This is a genomic window from Neobacillus sp. NPDC093127 (assembly GCF_044754175.1).
Classification (GTDB): Bacteria; Bacillota; Bacilli; order Bacillales; family Cytobacillaceae; genus Neobacillus.
Window position 1 is genome coordinate 1 of sequence record NZ_JBIVOP010000032.1, and the last position, 16,360, is coordinate 16,360.

The 16,360-nt window shown below is 37.6% G+C and carries 15 protein-coding genes and 1 pseudogene; 9 read left to right on the top strand and 7 right to left on the bottom strand.

The features are described from left to right. Positions 1–630: 630 nt before the first annotated feature. The gene (locus ACIQCO_RS26255) at positions 631–909 is read right to left on the bottom strand and encodes a competence protein ComK (protein WP_400434968.1); all 279 of its coding nucleotides are present in this window, start codon (positions 907–909) and stop codon (positions 631–633) included. A 272-nt stretch (positions 910–1,181) separates the two neighbouring features. Here ACIQCO_RS26255 and ACIQCO_RS26260 point away from each other — a divergent pair, with 272 nt between their 5' ends. Next, on the top strand, positions 1,182–2,684 hold the full coding sequence (locus ACIQCO_RS26260) for an RNA-guided endonuclease InsQ/TnpB family protein (protein ID WP_400434886.1): 1,503 nt from the start codon (positions 1,182–1,184) through the stop codon (positions 2,682–2,684). A 101-nt stretch (positions 2,685–2,785) separates the two neighbouring features. Then, positions 2,786–3,043 (top strand): GNAT family N-acetyltransferase, encoded by a 258-nt coding sequence (locus ACIQCO_RS26265; protein WP_400434887.1) that lies wholly within the window; start codon positions 2,786–2,788, stop codon positions 3,041–3,043. Positions 3,044–3,264: 221 nt separating this feature from the next. Here the strand turns inward: ACIQCO_RS26265 and ACIQCO_RS26270 are convergent, their stop codons facing one another. The 3 genes from ACIQCO_RS26270 to ACIQCO_RS26280 all read right to left on the bottom strand — a co-directional run bounded on the left by ACIQCO_RS26270 (position 3,265) and on the right by ACIQCO_RS26280 (position 6,001). Then, positions 3,265–4,776, bottom strand: coding sequence for an MDR family MFS transporter (locus tag ACIQCO_RS26270; RefSeq protein WP_400434889.1), 1,512 nt, complete (start codon positions 4,774–4,776; stop codon positions 3,265–3,267). A 142-nt stretch (positions 4,777–4,918) separates the two neighbouring features. Continuing rightward, positions 4,919–5,539, bottom strand: coding sequence for a TetR/AcrR family transcriptional regulator (locus ACIQCO_RS26275; protein ID WP_400434891.1), 621 nt, complete (start codon positions 5,537–5,539; stop codon positions 4,919–4,921). A gap of 324 nt (positions 5,540–5,863) precedes the next feature. Further along, entirely contained in the window at positions 5,864–6,001 is a 138-nt protein-coding gene (locus tag ACIQCO_RS26280) for a hypothetical protein (RefSeq protein WP_400434893.1), read from the bottom strand. Between the two features lie 422 nt (positions 6,002–6,423). Between ACIQCO_RS26280 and ACIQCO_RS26285 the strand changes: the two genes are divergently transcribed. Continuing rightward, on the top strand, positions 6,424–6,771 hold the full coding sequence (locus ACIQCO_RS26285; RefSeq protein WP_400434895.1) for a DNA gyrase inhibitor YacG: 348 nt from the start codon (positions 6,424–6,426) through the stop codon (positions 6,769–6,771). Positions 6,772–7,324: 553 nt separating this feature from the next. On the opposite strand, the gene ACIQCO_RS26290 is transcribed toward ACIQCO_RS26285, so the two are convergent. Further along, a complete protein-coding gene (locus ACIQCO_RS26290) occupies positions 7,325–7,627 on the bottom strand; it encodes a hypothetical protein (RefSeq protein WP_400434896.1) in 303 nt (100 codons plus the stop codon). A 184-nt stretch (positions 7,628–7,811) separates the two neighbouring features. After that, positions 7,812–7,967, bottom strand: a pseudogene (locus tag ACIQCO_RS26295) (leucine-rich repeat domain-containing protein); the annotation flags it as partial. 115 nt (positions 7,968–8,082) lie between these two features. Here ACIQCO_RS26295 and ACIQCO_RS26300 point away from each other — a divergent pair. The 3 genes from ACIQCO_RS26300 (at position 8,083) to ACIQCO_RS26310 (ending at position 9,878) form a co-directional block, all read left to right on the top strand. Then, entirely contained in the window at positions 8,083–8,277 is a 195-nt protein-coding gene (locus ACIQCO_RS26300; RefSeq protein WP_066093510.1) for a histidine kinase, read from the top strand. Between the two features lie 437 nt (positions 8,278–8,714). Then, complete coding sequence (locus tag ACIQCO_RS26305; RefSeq protein ID WP_400434898.1) at positions 8,715–9,002, top strand: hypothetical protein; 288 nt, start codon at positions 8,715–8,717, stop codon at positions 9,000–9,002. Between the two features lie 645 nt (positions 9,003–9,647). Then, positions 9,648–9,878, top strand: coding sequence for a magnesium chelatase domain-containing protein (locus ACIQCO_RS26310; RefSeq protein WP_400434900.1), 231 nt, complete (start codon positions 9,648–9,650; stop codon positions 9,876–9,878). Here ACIQCO_RS26310 and ACIQCO_RS26315 read toward each other — a convergent pair. Next, entirely contained in the window at positions 9,860–12,319 is a 2,460-nt protein-coding gene (locus ACIQCO_RS26315) for a M64 family metallopeptidase (protein ID WP_400434902.1), read from the bottom strand. The genes ACIQCO_RS26310 and ACIQCO_RS26315 overlap by 19 nt on opposite strands. Positions 12,320–13,680: 1,361 nt before the next feature. Here ACIQCO_RS26315 and ACIQCO_RS26320 point away from each other — a divergent pair. The 3 genes from ACIQCO_RS26320 to ACIQCO_RS26330 are packed head-to-tail and all read left to right on the top strand — an operon-like array spanning position 13,681 to position 16,344. Next, positions 13,681–14,460: an ABC transporter ATP-binding protein gene (locus ACIQCO_RS26320; protein WP_400434904.1), complete on the top strand. Its 780-nt coding sequence runs from the start codon at positions 13,681–13,683 to the stop codon at positions 14,458–14,460. Then, positions 14,457–15,293: an ABC transporter permease gene (locus ACIQCO_RS26325; RefSeq protein WP_400434906.1), complete on the top strand. Its 837-nt coding sequence runs from the start codon at positions 14,457–14,459 to the stop codon at positions 15,291–15,293. Before ACIQCO_RS26320 ends, ACIQCO_RS26325 begins: the two co-directional genes overlap by 4 nt. Before the next feature lie 22 nt (positions 15,294–15,315). After that, on the top strand, positions 15,316–16,344 hold the full coding sequence (locus ACIQCO_RS26330) for an ABC transporter substrate-binding protein (protein ID WP_400434908.1): 1,029 nt from the start codon (positions 15,316–15,318) through the stop codon (positions 16,342–16,344). The last annotated feature ends 16 nt before the right edge of the window (positions 16,345–16,360 follow it).

Consider the following 16,360-nt stretch of genomic DNA (forward strand, 5'->3'; position numbering starts at 1 on the left):
ACTTACTGGCTTCCCCTTTCTATCGGCCAATATCTCCGTCAGATTTAGGACAAATAATACCGTCAATTTCTTGCCAAAATAGAACGTCAGTAACAATATTACAAAAACGCTTGGAAAAACCAAGCGTTTTTATGTGCTAATTTACTTGTTATTTTTACTGCAAAACAATTTATATTTTACATACTAATTCAGCATCTATTTTAGATTTTCTACTTCAAAACTGAACTACTTAAATGCGGGAAACCGCTGCTTTTTTCTTTCGGAAAAACATTCTAGAAAACAAGAAAACCGCCCTACGCCGTCGCAAGCAAAAAGGGTGGTTCTCACAAATAACAAACTATGACAACCACCACCCTGACGGTAGCAGTTGCAGGGAGAAGTGTTAGCGCACTTCTCTTTTTTATTATATATCATTATATACAAAAATATTCTTATTTAAAAGGGAAAACTCCAGAACTTATTCACTGCTAGTGTTTATTCATCAGGCGCGTTTTTTCGGACCTTTCTTAATGGGATGGGGTACATATCCTTTCTCAGCCATCATTCTCTTAAATTGATCAGCGGTTTGCAGTTTATGGTTAAAAGAATAAAGCTTCGATGGAACTGTGATGATTAATCCATTCGTAAACTCTACCTTAGCTTTCCATTTAACGTGTTCGTTCTAACAATATGCTCAGGATTAAACCACATGGTGTCAGCATGCTTGGCAGATTTATTAGGAAAGACACAAATGTTATGTATAGGATTAACCATGACGGGACACATATGTTTATTACCAAGGAGCCATTTGGCCGTTTCCATCGCCCCTCTTAAATCAAAACCGATACATCTGATACTGTCATTTAGGATTTCTAAAGGAGAACTGTCAACAATGAAAGTTCTATTAAGTTCCGTTACCCCCTGCTTTATTAGATCAGCTAAAGAAGCACTTTGATATTGAGCAAGAAGGAAAAGAAAATTAGAGAAACTAGAAAATAATTACTGTATTTGGAAATCAAAAATGTATGGTATTGTAATAGAAAGATAGAAAAAATATTATCATAAAGCAGCGTAAAACCCCTAACTTCAGATATGGGGATATAAGCTGTTTTTTTATTCTTTGAAGAGGGCAAATACTTTGTATTCTATCAACCTATTTGATATAATAAGAACATAGGTTCCGTTAATAGGGGGTGAAAGGAATGTATAGCGCCTATAAAATACAAATCCGTTCCGATCATGAACTATTTGAATATTGTGATTCTCTCTGCTTCAAAGCCAAAAATTTATATAACATTACAAATTACTACGTTAGACAGGTATATACAGCTCTGAAGGCAGAAAAGAAAAATGAAAATCAATTACAAGTACTAATGGATATCGAAACAAATTTACCGATAATGAATGAAATTCGACAGAAACACTATGAAAAGGAAATGAAAAAACCTAAGAAAGTAGATAAAAAGGGCAAAGAAATAGAACCGATGCTAAAACTCTTTAAAATGCCAACCATAGATCAATCATTCATTGGGTATTGTTTTGTAGAAGCCTTGTTTAAAGTCATGAAGCAGATTGATTACACTTCCATGCCCTCTCAGTCTAATCAGCAAACGATGAGAAAAGTATTTGATGATTGGAAAAGTTTCTTCGAAGCTTCAAAAAATTACAAACTGAATCCAAGCTGCTTTTCGGGTAAACCAAAGATTCCAAAATATAAATCAAAATCGGGCAGAACAACCTGTTATTTAACGAATCAAATTACAGAAATTAAAGAAGGAAATGTTCTTAAATTACCGGGTACCAGCCTTCAACTGAAATTAGGAAAGGTAGCCCTTTCAGAAGGAAAGCTGCAACAGGTTCGAATCGTACCTTCCTATGGTCAATATGTTGTGGAAGTCGTTTTCAAAGCTGAACATCAAGAAAGGACGATTGTAAGAACAGCAGAACAAATCAATAAATTCATTTTCGAGCCGAAAAAAGTAATGGGTATTGATTTAGGAGTAGATAACCTGGCAACTATTGTCGATAACTTAGGGCTTAAACCTCTGCTTATCAAGGGCGCATGGTTAAAATCCATCAATCAATACTATAATAAATTACGAGCCAATTACATGAGTATAATTCGAAACGGAAAGAGTCCCAAAGAAGGCGTATTTACGACAAACCGTTTGGTTGCATTGGACCGAAAAAGAAACAATCGAGTGATGGATTTCTTACACAAGGCAAGTGTTAAGGTGGTTACTATTGCCCTAGAAAGAGACATCGACACCATTATTATTGGTAAAAATTCGGGGTGGAAATTAGACGTTAACATGAGAAAATCAGCAAAACAAACCTTCATCCAAATCCCCTACACGACATTTATTGACATGATTCGCTACAAAGCAGAACGCAAAGGAATTCAGGTCATTATCCGCGATGAAAGCTACACATCCAAGTCTTGTTTTTTAACAAAGGACCCGATTCCGACATTTGGTGAAGAACACCAAACAACTTTTAGCGGACAACGAGTGAAAAGAGCTTTTTACAAAATCACAGGGTCTACTATTCAAATACACGCCGACGTAAATGGGGCGTTCAATATTGTTCGGAAACATGTTGGTGGTGCCTTTGAAGGACTTGAAAAAAAACAATTCCTTCAATCTCCTAAGAAGATCATCATCGTTAAAAGTAAGAAAAAAGCAAAGCTGAAGGCTTCGGCCTGATGTATTAGCGGGACTTGTGGTAGCCCACGTAAAGACAATGGGGCTTTTTAGCCTATTCTTTCGAAACCCCTAGCTTTAGCTATGGGGATACTCATTTGTTGTTGAATGAAAAAGATCAGTGTCCATGGCTGGGGTTAATGATAATTCATGCAGATTACCAAGGCTTTGGATTCGGAAAGCAAGCCTATTGTAAATTTGAAAAGGAATTGATTGAAAAAGGATTGAGCATTTTACGTGTGGGCGTTTTGAAAGAGAACCATCATGCCCAGAGGTTCTGGAGTTCTCTTGGATTTGAATACTTTAAAACAGCGCAATCAAATCACTCAAATGAAGTGAATTGTTATGAAAAAAAGTTATAAGACCATGGGGGACGGTTCTTGTGGAGCCTCCGAGAACTTACGATGTATTTTTGAGCGCTTACAGGTATATTCGGTAGCTTATGACATCCTTCCGGTCACTTACGACCTATTTTCCAAAACTTACGACATTTATTGGAAATTAATTGGAAATCAAACGAAGGAAAAATGAAGCCAACTATCATAGGGAGAGTTGGCTCCGTAGGTTTTAATAATTATTTAAGTTAATCTACCAGAGGTTTTGTTTTTATGTTCCTCTGCTTATTTATCGTCCCTTCAGTTTCTTTACTTATATCCACACGTTTAATGAAGAAAACTAATAGTAGGGCGACAATATTAATGCCAAGTGCTATATAGAATGAATATTGGATTCCGGCTAATAATGCTTTCTGGGTTAATAAAGCTTTAGTAGCTGCTGTAAAGGTTGTTGGATTAACCCCGCTCATTAAACTTTCAGCTTTAGTTTTTGTCACAGAATTCATTATTGTAATAAGAATAGCCGTACCAATCGAACCGGACACTTGCTGAGCTGTATTGTTAACAGCTGTACCGTGTGGATTTAAGCGTGTTGGCAATTGATTAAGGCCGTTTGTCATAATTGGCATCATCACCATTGCCATCCCAAACATACGCAGACTGTAAACAATGATAATATATGTGTGACTAGAGTCGATTTGCAGGTTTGCCAACATGTAGGTTGAAACGGCTGTAATGGCAAGCCCTATTACGCCAAGGGTCCGTGGTCCATATTTATCGAATAATTTACCTGTAATTGGTGACATAATTCCCATAATTATCGCACCAGGCAGCATCATTAAACCTGAATCAAGTGGTGAGATACCTCTCACGTTTTGTACATATGCCGGTGTTAAAATCATGCCGGAAAACATCGCTACTGCGTTTACAATGGCAATGACAGAGCCAAGTGCAAACATTGGGTACTTGTAAACACGTAAATCCAGTAATGGTTCATCCATTTTTAATTGACGTACAATGAAGGTGATGAGGGCAATAGCGCCAACGATTAAAGTTGTTAAGACAACTTTATCTGTCCAGCCATCAGAGCTTGCAGAACTGAAGCCATATAGCAAACCACCAAAACCGATAGATGATAAAAGTACTGAGAAATAATCAAGTGTAGCATCTTTGTTTACCGCCATTACATTCTTTGATTTCCAAATCCCCAAAATCAAACTAATGACAGCTAACGGTAAAATCATTTCAAAAAGTAATCGCCAGTCATAATATTCTACAATATAACCTGATAAGGTTGGCCCGATTGCTGGGGCAGTAATCATAACTAATCCGAAAATCCCCATTGCTGTTCCGCGTTTTTCTCGTGGGAAGCTGACAAGCATAATATTCATTAATAAAGGTCCCATTACCGAAGAACCTGCTGCTTGAACCATCCTTCCTGTAAGTAATAAACCAAAATTCGGTGCAAAGGCTGCTATGGCAGTACCTAAAGTGAAGATTGCCATGGATGTAATAAATAAACTTCTATTTGAGAAGCGTGTTAATAAAAATGCTGATGCCGGAATTAATATCCCACTGACAAGCATGTAGCCAGTAGAAAGCCACTGGATCGTGGAGTAATCTTTAATGTTTAAATCCACCATGATGGATGGCAATGCTACATTTAATAGCGAGTTATTTAGAAAAGAAACAAATGCCCCGACAAAAAGAATCGCAAGCATTAAATAGGGTGGTTTTCTTTCTTGTAATGTTGAATCCATATATTCGTTTTCTCCTTTTTTATCATTTCATTTAATATTTTAGGTCGTTTGTATATTTGTGCATCAATACCTTGTTCCTGAAGTTTTTTCACAAATCTCTCCAAATGGGTACTCTCTTTTTTCACTGCTTTAAGGGAACTCATTAGTGCTCTTCCTTATATATTCCTCTTTTTAGCATCTCCATTTGCTCAACATAACTTTTTAAAGCCTCTTCATCCGATAAATCCCTTACAAACTTTTGAACAAGGTTTTGAAAAGTTACCGCCATAATTATTTTTAAAATAGAATGAAGTTCTCGTTCATCATTTATGTTTAAATTTTTGGTATTCATTAAGCTAATCATAGTTAAATACTGATTTTTCTGATTCTCTTCATAAATATTATTAGCTAATGTATTTTCCATTTTATAATTCATATTTAAAAAAGCATTTTTAAAAAAGTTTTTGTGTTCTTGATTTCTGTGATTCTGAGTCATAAATTGAAATGAATCAAAAAAAGCTTCAAATATATCTCCGTTTTTCTCCTTTAAGACTGCAATAAATCGGTCATTATTTTTCTGTGAAAGCTGGTTTATCAGATAATAATATAGATCTTCTTTGTCTTCAAAATATTGATAAAAACTACCTCTGGGAATTCCAGCATCTTTGATAATATTAGCGATTGATGCTTCGTGTAATGGAACTCGAGAAAATTCCTTTTTAGCAGCTTGAATTAAAGTGTCTTGTTTATCTTTAGGCAAGTGAAGAAATGTTTGTTTTGGCATAATAAAATTCCCCCAATCTTAGCAAGTGACGACGTGTCACAATTGATTATGAATTGATTATATATGACACGTTGTCATAAGTCAACAGAAAAATGACACCGTGTCATAGATGTACTGGAAAAATTCCTGTGCCACCACTCGAGGGTGTCCATCGTGAGGAGGAATAAAGGAAGTGTTGTTTCTTACGAAGTTCTTGATGAAACAAAGAGAAAAAGTGCAATGAGGTGCAATGGGGAGAGGTTTAGCTGGATCTTTAGTACTTGGTCCAGTTGGTCTACTTGCTGGGTTGTCTGCAAAATCTAAAAGCACCCATACAATTGCAATTCATTTTAAAAACGGGAAGAAAAGTTTATTAGAAATTGACTGAATTATTATACCTTCGCCACTTATAACGACATTTGGACCGGATAGCACAACGTCTTTTTCTGTATAATCACCAGCAATAACCATGTTTTTCGCCACTATTATCCCCCCAATTATCAATAGTTAAATTACTACCAATATTATACAATATAAAACTATATTTATACATTTGATTTCCGTAATTGTTCCAATTTCAAGCCAGTCCCCCGCCCAGCTAAAGTTTAAAGCAGTAAAGTGTAATAGGTAAACAGGGTGAAAATAAGCGGTAAAATGAAGAAAAGCAAGAGCAGCTGGCGGCCCTTACTTTTTCAAATTAGTGAATCGTAGATGGCTCCCGGTTCATTAACAAAAGCATTTGAATCGCATTCATAATGGGTAACCGGTCCATAAACTGGTTTGGATAGCTTAGCTGAACAAAAGTTAAATGGAACCGTTCATTTAGCGATACTACTATTCTCTATTTACTAATCAGGTTTTTCCCAATTATACTGAAGTAAATACGTTTATTAGGAGATTTATTTATGAGAACATCTGTACCTTGCCCAAATTGTCAAAAAGCAATAACTCTTGATGACTTTGAGGATTTTTCATCACCTTTTACCATGAAGTGTCCGTACTGCAAAGCCAAATTAAAAGAAACAAAAGTAACCCCATTTCTTTTAATTGGTTTGATAGCAATAATTCCTATATTTATTTACTTAACAGAAACAATAATATCTTTGCTATCTGGCATAATACCTGTTATTGAAAAAATACCTTCCATTATTGTATTTATTGGTCTGTTATATCCTTTATATGCCCTATATGAGCGAATTAATGGACTTATTATGTTCAATAAAGGAAATTTAAAATTAAAAAAACGACAGTGAGATCTGCTTAGATAAAAGACTAAAGCGTTAAAGTAAACAGAGAAAGGTAACTGAGCTAAATAAAATACAAAAGCCCTTCAGATTTCTGAGGGCTTTTGTTATGGGGAATATAATGGTGCTAGGGTTTACCAATGGAGTTTTAGGGTCAGACAAACATGGAAACCAAGGTTTTCACCGCAAAGTATGGAAATAAGCCAATTTGTTTAGAACTATTAATTTAGATTTCAGTAATTCGGCTTATTTTCAGTGTAGACCCCCACCTGCAGGGCACCATACTGACTAACCTTTTTACTTGTTTTTATCATAGGTCCATTGAATTCCTAATTAATAATAATAAAAAACCTTTTTTCATAACACACCTTCTTTCAAAATTAGGACATTTAAGCATTTAGACGAATAATTCTATAAAAAGTTCCAAATACCTTCTTAACAGCAAATAGCATCAGCTATAAAAATGATGCTATTTTTTATGCTAATTGCTTAGCGGATTTCCCGCTATTTTGATATAAAAAAGGGTAACTGTTTTCAATTTTCTACTTCGAAACTGAACTACTTACCTTTGTAAGAAGGGTGCTCCCAAAAAAAATATAATAAGCAACAATATACGATAAGACCATTTTATTAATTGCATATATTTCCTTTTACTTTTTTCCTCTATTACAGCATTGAACAAGTTTAGTTTTAAAAATAATTTATTTATTAATAACCAACAAGCTAAAAAAATAAAAATACTAATTGCTAAAAATTTAAAGCCTTTTTCCATTAATCCTGTGATTTTAATGAATATTATAAATATCAATGATACATTAAAAGCTATTTTAAAACCTTGTTCTTTAAGAAATTCTCTGATAGTCATTTCATTTGTACCCCTTACTTTTAGTTAATTATATCAACGGAATAAGCATCTGTAATTAGGGGTTTTTACCTTTTTACATTGAATTTCAAATAATCCTTCTTCAACTAATCTGTCACGGTACTTGAATAAGAAAAAGGCATTACCTGGTTCCAGTAATGCACCCGTTTGTTGAATAAGAAATATTTTAAGTTATTTGGTATTTCTTTTGAAACACCTTAAACTGTTTTTCGTACTTTTGTAGCTTTTCAATATCTTTAGTTGAATTCAAGAATGGCTTTCGCTTTCCAATAACCATAATATCTTTTCCATCTATAGGGTCATCCTCCAGTTTAATGTAAGGATAACTTTTTTCTGAATCAGGCAATTAATTTAACGATAACGATAATATCATTACCCGTCTTTATTTTTGTATAATAATATTTAGGTATAAAAGAGGACAGAAGGGAAGCGAAAAATTGAAACCGAAAAGAATTACACTTGTCATTCCAATCATGATTATCGTTATGGCTGTAGCAATTTGGATGCTTAATGAGGAATTTTCAGAAATACAACTAGGGATTAGACTAATCATTGCAATAGGAGCTGCTCTATTTTCAGGAGTAATTTCCTATTTTCTTTTTCCAGAAAATGAGGGGAAGAAACGGTCTTGATTAAGTGGGACGATGGGACAGTAAACTGTACCCTTTGTCAAGGACACTTTAATTTGGGACATTAAGCTACACTAAGAGGATGATTTCTGTAATCCACAGGGATCATCTTTTTTAGATTCCATTGATATCTTGTAGGGATCGTGGGGTCAGCCTCCTATTGCACGGATGTTCCTATTCTAGAATTAGGGCGTGATTCCTTAACGCAATTCGCAAAAAGCTCTGTTCGTTTTGCGTGCTAAATTGAATAGTACAAGACCCTTTAGAACATATAGATAGTAATATCCATCAAGGTATATATTTTTAGGAATGGGGACCAGTATCTTTTGCTTTGTATCTTAGCTGCTATCGGCGGCGGGGCTTGGTATATTGGTATGAACTAAATATTTATACTTCTTACAAAGAACACACATAATAAGGTAAAAAAGGTGTGTTTGTCATTGGATTTCCCTACCATTAAAACGAATTTTTGGGATGCGATTTTTGCGATACCCATCATTATCGTGTTCACTCAACTAATTAAGATTTATTTCAGATTACCGAAATGGTTTGTACCAACAATCGCACTTTTTTTCGGACTAGGAATTTCCATATTTATCAGTCACAAACACAACATTGTTGGCGGAATATTTATGGGATGGTTTTATGGGTATGCGGCGATTGGAACATATGCTTCGTTAAAAACAAATATTATTGCTTTTCGAAATAAACGAAGCAATAAAGGATGAGCACTACACTTGGGCACACCGATAATCAAACGTTTGATTAACTGACAAAAATTTTGGCCGTTAATCTGAATGAATCCTTTACCAGAGGGCTTTCCGATAAATTCAATCAAACGTTTAGTTAACTGACAAAATTTTCAGCTGCAAAATGGGTTTATTCCTTATCCTGCGGGTTTCCTGGCCGATTTAATCAAACGATTGTTTAGTTTTTCTGAAGGTTTTTTTGTTGGGGTTTGTTGGTTTATGAGTGATGTAGGTGAAAATGGATGAGTGGAGCCAGGAATAAAGCCAACTTTCGTCAATTATTTTTTGAAAAGAAGGGAAGAAACATTGATATCACTAGGATAAGTACCAGTTTAATCAAACGTTTAGTTAACTGACAAAAATTTTGGCCGCCGAATGAATTAAATCCTTAAATGGCGGGATTCCTGGCATGTTTAATCAAACGAATATTTAGTTTTAATGGAAGGGAATTTTGTTTAGATTTGTCAGTTGAGTATTGCGGATAGAAAAAGCCAGCTGTGCGGAGTTTTGAGCCACTGTTTCCTGATGAATGAGCCATTGAGTGCGGCAAAGTGAGCCACTAGAACAGGTACTGTTCTAGTGGCTGTAGCTGTTTATCTTATCTAAATCTTTTATTCTCTGAATTTGGGGCTCAGACCCCCGCTTACTGATGCGTCGGTAAAAGAATCAAAGGAACAGGTTTCAACTGCACTGCATGATATGGGGTATTCTTTAGTAGATATGAAAGTAACCATTAATCTATCGCCTTCTGAACAAAAGAAAAATGATCCACTTTACCGGCAGCGAAAAGGGACGGTCCTTCCGCTTCACAGCAGAAGAACCGTCCCCAGATTTAACTATAGCCCTTTACATTGACCAGTTAAGGAGCCTTCTATTTTGTTTGCTGCTCCGAAATCATTTACCTTTGAGCTATTACCTTCACATTCTACTTTTCCGGTGAATGTATTTCCAGATACGATTGGTCCGTATTCACCAAACTGTTTGTTAGCTGATACTTGGTTGTTATCGGCCAGGGTTAGCCCGCCGTTAAACTGATTTCCTGCTAATGTTACGTTGCTGGAAGTCCCGGCGATTTGTGATTTTCCATTTACAGTGGTACCGAAAACTTGTATAACGTTCGCCTTGTCAGCCTTCAAGCCGCCATTAATTGTACTGTTGGAAATCACTAATGATGCACCTTTTTTAACGGTGACACCACCGCGGACGACCGCATCTTTGAGGCATGTTACACCTTTAGAAACAACCAGTCCGCCATTTTGGCTGCCGGTAACTGTTGTTGTACAATCAGGCATTTCTCCTGGTAAAACAGTTGCTTTAAATAATTCGACATTTCCAATGTTACCGGTGGCATCAATCGCTCTATGCTCAACGGTATGCGTACCGAAGCCTGGCACGAATGGACCGCCGGGATCACCGGTTTTATAGGATTGTTCAAAGGTTGCCTTTGACAGGCCGCCGGTTCCAAGGTTGCCGTATGTTAAGGCTTTGATATCCGTTCCGGAATGTGTGAACTTGAATGGTGTGCCATCCGGCTGCTCCGGGAACCCAAAATAATTGTACCAGCCGTCATGATCTAAACGGAACTCGCCGACAACGAACCCTTTCTGGTCATCCTTTGGATTGAGCAGCATATCAAACTCGTTAAAGTACACATTGTGCTCAATCTTGCCGTCCAGTTTTACAAGCGGCTGGGATAGAGTTCGCGGTGCTGAAGGCATTCCGTTGTCAACCGTCCATTGTACTGTGTCCGATGGGCCGTTAGGATTGGCCGGATCTGTCAGGGTTGCCTTTAGCTGGGAAGCTCCCTTTGGCAAGTCAAACTTTTCAAGATTGAGAAGCTGGCTGTTGTTTGTCCCCTCTATTTTTTTACCATTAAGTTCCCAAGTTACGTTAAGCACGCGATCATTCGGATTGGTCGTTTCAACGAAAGCAATCTCGTTATTAGCTAACGGGTGATCCGTTACGGACGTATTGGTGAACTTCACATTAACATCCGTCTTTGGCAGCGGTTGTCCGACAGTCCATTCACGGGTCTGTGTCATCCTTGGACCATTTAAATAGTTCGGATCACGGACGAACTCCGTTTTGTCTTTCACAGTTACTTTTATCTTGTCACCGTCTTTAACATTTAGTTCTGCAAGCTTGAGGTGGCGGCTGTTATGGGTGTCAGTTACCTCTTTGCCGTTAATTTCCCAAGTTACATCAAGGGCATGGAATCTTGGGTGCATCGTTTCCACCCATACCACATCTTTTGCTCCGACTTCGCCAACCGGAGTGGATGCTAATGGCATTGCATTGGCATTACGCATACCGGTAATCCGCTGTGTCATTTGTTCTCTTCCGACTTGGTCAAAGTAGAAGCCGGTATGGCGCATCATCGAATGTTCACTTGGACGCCATACGTTGGAACTGTAATATACGCCGCTCTCATGCCCGTCCGGGTCGGCCGCACGGATAATACCGCCGGATTCACTTTCCTCGCCGAGCCAGCGCCACCATTTGGTTTGTTTTTCAGTCATCTCCTTGGAGGTAAGACGGGTATGGTGATTCGAACTAGGTTCCTTTTCAGGATGTGGACCACCTGGAACACCGCGGTCATAGTAGGCATATTCATCTTGCAAATTACCAAGTGAATGCCCGAGTTCGTGTAATGATACTAGCGGTCCTTGCGGGCTGCCGCCAGTGGTAGTTGCATGAACGCCGCCGATACCGCCATACGTAAAGGTGTTAGCAATGTTGAGTGTTTGAATATTTTGGGCATTAGCCGAGATGCCCAGTTTGGGTGCAACATAGTTGGTCAGAATGTCAGTGCGGGCCTTGTCACCGCCAGTACCATAGGTGACACCGCGGGCAAGCTTGTCTGCAGGGCACTTAGCTGCATACTGAAGATTGAAGACTGTGTCACGCCGGATGTTGCCGTCATCCGGGTCACAACTGATGCCGGAGTCTTTGGATGGAGTTTGGATCATGTAGATATTGAAGTAATAACGGTAGCTGCGGAATGGCTCTACACTCCACTGGACGTTCAAGTTTCTTTCCACATCCTGCTGGAACCTGTCCATTTCTTCAGCGGTGTAACCATCGCCAAAGATAATAAGATTGAGTCGATCCTTTGCCGAACCGGTTACTTGAAGAGGGACCACTTTTACATCCCCAACTTTAAGTTCCGCTGCGGCATTTGTTTTCTGCAGATTCTGTTGCTGCGCCTTGACATCCGTTACAGTCAATCCTGTACCGGAGATCAGAAGCGCGGTACTTAGAACCACTGACTTAAGTAAAGACTTTCGTTTTAACATTCAAACCCACCCTTCTTTTCTACTAAATATTAGCATTATGCCAACCCTATTTTAGCACTGGGTAGAAGCGGTTTCTAACGGTATTTTGAATTTTCTGATTAATAATCCTTAAGTCCTATGAAAGAGGGGGGCGTTTTTCCTGCTTCTTTTAATGCATGGGGATGGGTTAGACTGCTCCTTGTTCTGGTGCCTGTCACGCCCCGAATTTTGTCGAAGATTGATAGATTTTTAGGATAGTGTGCTGAAAAGAAACATGGGCCCAACTACTTGCGGTTCTCGACATACTTTTTAGTGGTTTGAAGGTTGAAATATAGCAATAGTGCCCGCTTAAGCCGTTTTCAATCAAACGTTTATTTAACTGACAAAATTTTTAGCAGCCAAAGCTGTTGAATCTCAAAATAGCGGGTTTCGCGGCAAATTTAATCAAACGATTGTTTTGTTTTTCTGTAGAGGATTTTATCGAGGGGTGTCATTTCCCGAAAGAGATGGTTATCAGGCTGGAATGGATTCAGACAATAAACCAACTTTCGCTAATTTTTTTTCAAAATATAGAGGGAAATCATTGGTCTCACTGGCTTCCGCAGCAATTTAAATAAACGTTTGATTGAGTGACAAAGTTTTTGTCCGTTAAACCGCATTAATCCCTATGTGCCGCGGTTTCTAGCAAATTTAAATAAACGTTTGTATGGTTTAATCCATTGAGAAAATTGGCGAATGAACACAAACTTGAAGGTTTTGCATTTTTTACAGCTAACATTTGATAATTAGGCCAACTTTTATTGTAGCGTTTACTACATCGATGGACAAACCTTAAATGATTTTAACCTACAGCTCAAAAAAACAACCTTATCATATATGATAAAGTTGCTCTTCATGTTTACCCTCTAATCATCGGTATCAAATAACTTATAATAAACCACAGTATTCCGAAAAAAATAATAAGATAAGCAGCATATTTTATAAAGGTAGAAGCTACTTTACTGGAATCCGACTTCCTTTCAGTCCTTTCGACCTGCTTATGTTCGTCCATTATTAACATCTCCTTACTAAGAGTTTTTTACTTAAATACCCTTCCGGAGGAAAAATAAACTTTACCAATCGCCTCGACATTGGTGTCAGACCCCCACCCAACTGGAACTGGATGCTCAGAAAATTATTGATAATACAATTCTTAAAAGATTACAGATTTCGGGGTCAAACCTCCGCTCTAATAAATGTTTAAAGCGGTATAAAGTTATAATATTTTTTGGATTAAATTTTTTAAATAGATTATTTTTATACACTATTATAAATTTTTTGAATTTTAAAATTAAGTTTAATTATGATAGGTTATTACTATAGCGAAAGGGGAAATGTTGAAAATGGCACTAATAAAATTTTCCGGTGTATCCAAACAATTTGAACGTAATGATGAGACATTTTGGGCAACACGGAATATTAATTTAGAGGTTGAAAAAGGGGAGTTTCTAACAGTAATTGGTCCAAGCGGCTGCGGGAAATCAACCGTGCTAAATATGTGTGCCGGAATAATGACGGCCGATGAGGGAACCATCAAGTATGATGGGAAGCTGGTAAAGAAGGTAAATACTAAAGTTGGCTATATGACCCAAAAGGACAACCTGCTGCCTTGGCGAACAGTAATGAAAAATGTGGAACTGGGGTTAGAAATCCAAGGGACCAGTCGAAGTGAACGAGAAAAAAGATGTAGGCGCTATATTGAAATGGTAGGATTGGATGGATTTGAAAAACATTATCCTCAAGAACTTTCCGGTGGAATGCGAAAACGGGTAAGTTTGGCTCAATTGTTGGCCTACAATCCGGAAACCTTACTACTAGATGAACCGTTTGGTGCGCTAGATGCTCAATTACGGTTAATCATGCAAGATAAATTATTAGAAATATGGAAGGAAACGAAGAAAACCATTATCTTTGTTACCCATGATCTTGACGAAGCGGTTTCTTTAGGCGATAGAGTAGCGGTATTTAGTAAGCGCCCGGGGACCATTAAAATGATCGAAGAAATCAATATTCCTAGACCAAGAGACGTATATAACATTCGTCTTTCACCGGAATTTATGAAAGCGCACACAACTCTTTGGAGTGCACTAAAAGCTGAATTTGAATTGGAGGGTAGCAAATGAGTTCAGAAGCTATTATTGTCGAACAGTCAAATAAGAAGGCCTTTTCTAAAAAGAAAATGAGGAAACGGAAGGAATTTATTAAACTTTCTATTATTAGACTATTTATCATCATTTTTACACTTTTCATTTGGTATTTCTTATCTGGAAGAGTGATAGATAAGTTTTGGATCAGCTCTCCCAATGATGTTATGCATGCGATTTACAAGTGGACGGTTAGTGGCGAATTGTTTTTTCATCTATCCATCACAGTGCAAGAAACGTTACTAGGGTTCGTATTCGGTGCATTGGCAGGAGGGATTGTAGGATTTTTGCTTGGTCGCTGGACATATGGAGCGAAAATTTTCGAACCTTTTATAATGGCTTTATACAGCTTGCCTAAGATTGCGTTAGCACCGTTATTTATTCTTTGGTTTGGAATTGGAATCGATATGAAAATTGTCTTGGCTGCGGTTACAGTGTTTTTCTTAGTATTTATCAATACCTATGCTGGTGTTAGAAATGTGGATAAAGAAATGCTGGAAAACATTCGGATTATGGGAGCTTCTGAAAGACAAATTACCTTTAAAGTAGTTCTACCTTCTGCACTTTCTTGGATCATGGTTGGACTAAGAACGTCTATTCCCTATGCTTTAATTGGAGCCGTTGTAGGTGAAATTACTGCCTCGAACAGAGGAGTTGGTTACTTAATTCAATATTCGGCTGGACAATATGACACGGGTGGCACCTTTGCGGCCTTAATTATTCTAATGTTATTTTCAATTGCATTAAATTTCGTCGTTACAGGATTAATTGAAAAGCGCTTCCTGCGTTGGAAGACTGATAATTCAAACTAACCAAAGGAAATGGGGAGAATCTATGCGTAGGGTAAAAACATTTGCAGCAGGGTTATTAACAAGTATGTTATTATTATCGGCCTGTAGTGCTGAAAAATCTTCGAACGAAGCAGGAAAAAAGGGGAAAGCAGAAAAAATAACCATCGCTCAATCCTCTTCCAGCTTATTATTTACACCGATTTATGTTGCCCAAGAGAAAGGCTTTTTTAAGGAAGAAGGTTTGGACGTTGAAGTGACAATTGCCGGAGGGTCTACCAATGTTCTTTCCGCAGTAGTAGGGGGTGGAGCAGAGGTTGGGGCAACAGGCTTGGCCGTGGTAATGGACGTGAATAGTAAAGGTCAGGAAGTTCAAGCATTTGCCTCTTTAATTAATCAATATGCATCAAATGTGGTGATTAGGAAAGATGTGGCTCAGAAGCTAGGTGTAACCGAAGAATCGTCCATTGATGAGAAAATTAAGGCGTTAAAGGGCTTAAGCATTGGAGTTACACAGCCAGGCGGCGGCAGTGATCGTTTAGTTCGCTACTTATTAAAAAGTCAACATTTGAATCCTGATAAGGATACAACGATCGTCCCTCTAGGGAAAGCAGAAGCCATTCTCCCAGCATTTAAGAATAATCAAATTCAGGCATTTGTATTCTCTTCACCGACATCTGAACAAGCCATTAGCAGTGATGATGGTATGTTATTGCTAAACCTGTCGAAGGGTGAAATTAAAGAATTAGATGGGTTTGCACATAGTACATTACTAACAAAGAAAGATTTTATTAAAAAGAATCCGGAAACGATCCAAAAAATGACAAATGCAATTGCGAAAGCGGAAAAGTTTATAAGTGAGAATAAAGAAGCTGCGAAAGAAATAGTCAGAAAATCATTTGATAAGCTCGATAAGGAAACCTTTGATGCCGCATTTGAAAACAACTTCGATGCGTTTGCACGGACACCGGTTATAACCAAAAGTGGATATGAGTTGAATGTTGAGTTTGAAGGAGTGAATGCGCCTTTTGAAAAGGTTGTAAACAATGAGTTTGCCGAAAAGAGTATTCAATAAAACAAAGGGATAGAGT

Excerpts from the sequence above, each read along its gene's own strand:
- ACIQCO_RS26260 (WP_400434886.1), top strand. The coding sequence starts at position 1,182 with ATGTATAGCGCCTATAAAATACAAATCCGTTCCGATCATGAACTATTT.
- ACIQCO_RS26270 (WP_400434889.1), bottom strand. The coding sequence starts at position 4,776 with ATGGATTCAACATTACAAGAAAGAAAACCACCCTATTTAATGCTTGCG.
- ACIQCO_RS26275 (WP_400434891.1), bottom strand. The coding sequence starts at position 5,539 with ATGCCAAAACAAACATTTCTTCACTTGCCTAAAGATAAACAAGACACT.
- ACIQCO_RS26285 (WP_400434895.1), top strand. The coding sequence starts at position 6,424 with ATGAGAACATCTGTACCTTGCCCAAATTGTCAAAAAGCAATAACTCTT.
- ACIQCO_RS26290 (WP_400434896.1), bottom strand. The coding sequence starts at position 7,627 with ATGACTATCAGAGAATTTCTTAAAGAACAAGGTTTTAAAATAGCTTTT.
- ACIQCO_RS26315 (WP_400434902.1), bottom strand. The coding sequence starts at position 12,319 with ATGTTAAAACGAAAGTCTTTACTTAAGTCAGTGGTTCTAAGTACCGCG.
- ACIQCO_RS26320 (WP_400434904.1), top strand. The coding sequence starts at position 13,681 with ATGGCACTAATAAAATTTTCCGGTGTATCCAAACAATTTGAACGTAAT.
- ACIQCO_RS26325 (WP_400434906.1), top strand. The coding sequence starts at position 14,457 with ATGAGTTCAGAAGCTATTATTGTCGAACAGTCAAATAAGAAGGCCTTT.
- ACIQCO_RS26330 (WP_400434908.1), top strand. The coding sequence starts at position 15,316 with ATGCGTAGGGTAAAAACATTTGCAGCAGGGTTATTAACAAGTATGTTA.